The sequence below is a fragment of the Myroides odoratus genome (genome assembly GCF_965118575.1).
Taxonomy (GTDB): Bacteria; Bacteroidota; Bacteroidia; order Flavobacteriales; family Flavobacteriaceae; genus Flavobacterium; species Flavobacterium odoratum_B.
In genome coordinates this window covers 1-2,913 of record NZ_CBCPHW010000041.1, presented here as the reverse complement: position 1 = coordinate 2,913, position 2,913 = coordinate 1, and the positions used below count along the sequence as shown (strand labels likewise).

2 protein-coding genes and 1 pseudogene are annotated in these 2,913 nt (G+C 40.1%); all 3 read left to right on the top strand.

Translation table 11 applies throughout. The features are described from left to right. Window positions 1–705 (top strand): annotated as a pseudogene (locus ACMHJ2_RS17645) (hypothetical protein); the annotation flags it as partial. Window positions 706–871: 166 nt separating this feature from the next. Further along, entirely contained in the window at window positions 872–1,744 is an 873-nt protein-coding gene (locus ACMHJ2_RS17640; protein WP_413514166.1) for a tyrosine-type recombinase/integrase, read from the top strand. Beyond that, complete coding sequence (locus tag ACMHJ2_RS17635; RefSeq protein ID WP_413514165.1) at window positions 1,741–2,583, top strand: tyrosine-type recombinase/integrase; 843 nt, start codon at window positions 1,741–1,743, stop codon at window positions 2,581–2,583. Before ACMHJ2_RS17640 ends, ACMHJ2_RS17635 begins: the two co-directional genes overlap by 4 nt. Window positions 2,584–2,913: the final 330 nt, after the last annotated feature.

The following is a 2,913-nucleotide window of genomic DNA, read 5'->3' as shown; positions in this document are numbered from 1 at the left end:
CTGAGTGCTACCACCAAAGGCGAGACCTATGAAGACAATATGAGTCGTAGTTTTTTAATTGCTGTGGATGAAAGCAAGGCTCAAACCCAAAAAATCATCGAGTATCAAAACAAGCGCAATGCCGGAGAGATTGATGGGAATCAAAGTCAAAAGGCGATCGGCTTTATCCAAAAGATTGTCCGGGAATTAAAAGTGTACGAGGTTGTAAATCCGTATGCTACTAAGTTGCAACTCCCTGAAAAAGTACACAAGATTAGAAGGCTAAATGAAATGTATCAAGCGGTAATCAAACAAGTGACATTTTTAAATCAGTATCAGAGAAAGCTAACCAAAGACAATCAGTTACTAACCGAGATCGAAGATATACAGCAAGCAACCGAGATTCTTTTTGAGAGTATAGTATTAAAGGTTGATGAACTCGATGGAAGTCTCAGGCAGTTTTTTGAACGACTCAAGAAATACGTAAAAAACGAGAACCAAGATTTTTTACAGCGTGAAATCCGACAGGAGTTTAGTCTATCTAAAACCCAAGTGCAACGGTATATCAACAGTCTATTAGAACTGGAATATCTCAAACAAAACGGGGGTTATGCCAATAAAGGGATTAAGTATACCATTAGTTATTGGGATAATCATCAGAAGCTTAGAATGGAGATTAAGGATTACTTACTAAATCAAATCGAAGGTTTAAAACAACAAGTATGATGATAAAACGATTAAATGAACCGCTGTTGGGTCACTAGTGGTTCGCTAGTGGGTCACTAGACCCTTAATTAAAAGGTTTTAAAATATTGAAAATGAGTATATAGTGATCTAGCGACCCAAAAAATGAAAAGTAAGAGTAAGCAAAAGCATCATACCCCTAGTTATTATGATAGAGAGCACCTTAAAACAATTTTACGATTACTTAGTGATCAAGGGTTATCAGGAGGAAACTTCGAGAAACCGCTACTGGAATGTGTGTCATTTTTTAGGTTTTATCAAGAAAGATTTTTTACAGGTTACCGAAGCAGATGTCAAGCAGTATTACGCTTATTTAAAACATCGTCCTAATAAAATCAAAGGACAAGGAATACTTAAAGACAGTAGCATCCAACATCATATGCGGTGTATTGAATTGTTTTATATTTTTTTATTTGAGTTTAAAAAGACCAATTACCTTTTACAACTTGACCTTCCCAAAAGCCAAGAAACGGATGATTTTGTACGAGAGATTTTAAGCCAAGGGGAAGTACAACAGCTTTATGCAACAGCCAGCCTGAAAGAAAGAGTCATGTTGCACCTGGGGTATGGTTGTGGACTACGGGTATCTGAACTGGTGGCGGTTAACAAAGAAGATTTATATCTGAAGGAAAATTTACTGCTTGTTCCCAAGGGCAAAAACAACAAACGTCGCATCATTCCTTTTACGCAGAAGATGCAAGTTGATTTTGTAGCTTATCTAGCCAAAGAACCCACAGCCGAACAAGCGCTTATTGTCAATACCAAAGGCAGGCGAATGCAGGAGTGGACGTATAATCAACTGCTCAAACGCCTGCTAGATACGATCAACATCCACCCTGAACGCCTAGCTAAAATCAGTGTTCACAGCTTGCGTCACTCCATTGCTACGCATTTTTTATCCCAGGGCATGGAACTGGAACAAGTGCGTGAGTTTTTGGGTCACGAACAACTCAAGACCACCGAGATCTACACGCATATTGACTCAACCCAACTCAAAAACCTCCAAGATGAAGAACCATGACTTTAGCACAATACCTTGAAGTAAACTATAAAACCAAAGGATTACGGAATTTAATCAAACGCTATACGGATTATCAAAACGGGCAAGCTGAAGTGGCAACTTTGCAAGACGTTTTACAGTATATAGGCTACTTGCGCAACCAAAATCTCCATCCCAAAACCCTTCGCAATCACCTGTTTGCTATAAAAATCTACTACCGTTACCTGCAAGATATGGGCAAGCGCGCAGATCATCCCTGTGTCAAGCTCACGCTAAAAGACAGGGTAAACCGGGCTATTGCCACGGAAAAGCTGTATACCAAACCTGAATTAGATTCTTTATTCTCTAACTATAGATCCAAGGACAAACGCTTGGAAACCCGCAATAAAGTAATCCTTAGTTTATTGATTAACCAAGGGTTACAGATACAAGAAATCAGTGCGTTACAACTTGTGGATGTTGACCTAGAAAAGGCAGAAATCCACATTGGCAAAACCAGTAAAACCCATGCTCGAACCTTGCCCTTACAAGCGACACAAATTGTATTAATCTTGCGTTATCTAGAAGATCGAAATCAGTTTAATCCAACTACCTTATATTTAATTATCTCCAAATACGGCAAATCCTTGCAAGGGCAGGGGATTAGTCGATTACTCAATGAGGGGCGGAGTAAAGGAAATAGAATTCATCCGATTAAAATTCGTCAAAGTGTTATTGCACACCTTTTAAAATCAGGCCATAATCTGCGTTTAGTTCAAGCTTTTTCAGGACATAAACACAGCAGTAGTACCCAGGCATACAAACAAACAGAATTAGAGCAATTACAGGCATCTGTCAACAAATACCATCCCTTGCAATAGATTGTTCCTTAAAGGACATTTATACAAAGAAACAAGTGCAGGAAAAGCGGAGTTCGTCGTCCTAGTTCGGCAAGAGTTGTCCATCCCGTTCAGGTACTTTTTTTTGTTTATTATTTTCTTTTCAGATGAAAAAAAAAGCACCTAAACGCCCTACGGGTGCTCCGCTCCGCTTTGCAGGTTGTCCTTCTTCTTGCAGCTCTCGTTGTCCTTCTCACGCCCAGCTTCTTTGTCCGTTTATGCCCCTTGTTGTCTTCGCTACGCTGCGTCCTCCAAGGCGCAACACGTCCATCGCTGGGCATCATTTAGCTCGCCTGCGGGTCGCTGTGGGCT

Excerpts from the sequence above, each read along its gene's own strand:
- ACMHJ2_RS17640 (WP_413514166.1), top strand. The coding sequence starts at position 872 with ATGATAGAGAGCACCTTAAAACAATTTTACGATTACTTAGTGATCAAG.
- ACMHJ2_RS17635 (WP_413514165.1), top strand. The coding sequence starts at position 1,741 with ATGACTTTAGCACAATACCTTGAAGTAAACTATAAAACCAAAGGATTA.